The organism is Streptomyces viridiviolaceus, from assembly GCF_014650995.1.
Classification (GTDB): Bacteria; Actinomycetota; Actinomycetes; order Streptomycetales; family Streptomycetaceae; genus Streptomyces; species Streptomyces viridiviolaceus.
The window spans coordinates 1-535 of sequence record NZ_BMWA01000131.1 but is presented as its reverse complement, the minus strand read 5'-3'; the positions used below and the strand labels follow the sequence as shown (position 1 = coordinate 535).

Sequence of the window (535 nt, the reverse complement as noted above, 5' to 3'; positions counted from 1 at the left end):
CAAGAAAGGGTAGCAAACGCTAAAGAGGCCAAACAAAATTTAAGCGATTTTATCGTAGTGGGCCGCCCCATTTATCAAGCTAAAGAGCCTAGAGAAGTGGTTTTAGAGCTTTTAAAGGATTGTTAAATGCGAGTGTTAGAAACGATTGCTGCTTTAAGAGAATATCGTAAAAGTTTGAAAGAAAGCGTGGGGTTTGTGCCGACTATGGGGGCTTTACACAAAGGGCATCAAAGCTTGATAGAAAGGAGTTTGAAAGAAAATTCCCACACGATAGTGAGTGTTTTTGTCAATCCCACGCAATTTGGGCCTAACGAAGATTTTAACGCTTACCAGCGCCCTTTAGAAAAGGATTTGGCTTTGTGTGAAAAATTGGGCGTTAGCACGGTGTTTGTGCCTAAAATTAGCGAAATGTATCCCTATGAAATAGAGCAACGCTTAAAACTCTACGCCCCTACATTTTTATCCCAATCTTTAGAGGGAGCAATGCGTGAGGGGCATTTTGATGGGGTTGTTCAGGTCGTGTTAAGATTGTTCC

2 protein-coding genes are annotated in these 535 nt (G+C 41.7%); both read left to right on the top strand.

Features of this window, described 5'->3' with window-relative positions; genetic code table 11:
• Positions 1–126: orotidine 5'-phosphate decarboxylase / HUMPS family protein (locus tag IE260_RS43520; RefSeq protein ID WP_189881047.1), on the top strand; the 126-nt coding region annotated here is incomplete at its 5' end.
• A partial coding sequence (locus tag IE260_RS43515; RefSeq protein ID WP_189881046.1) for a pantoate--beta-alanine ligase occupies positions 127–535 on the top strand: 409 nt, incomplete at its 3' end.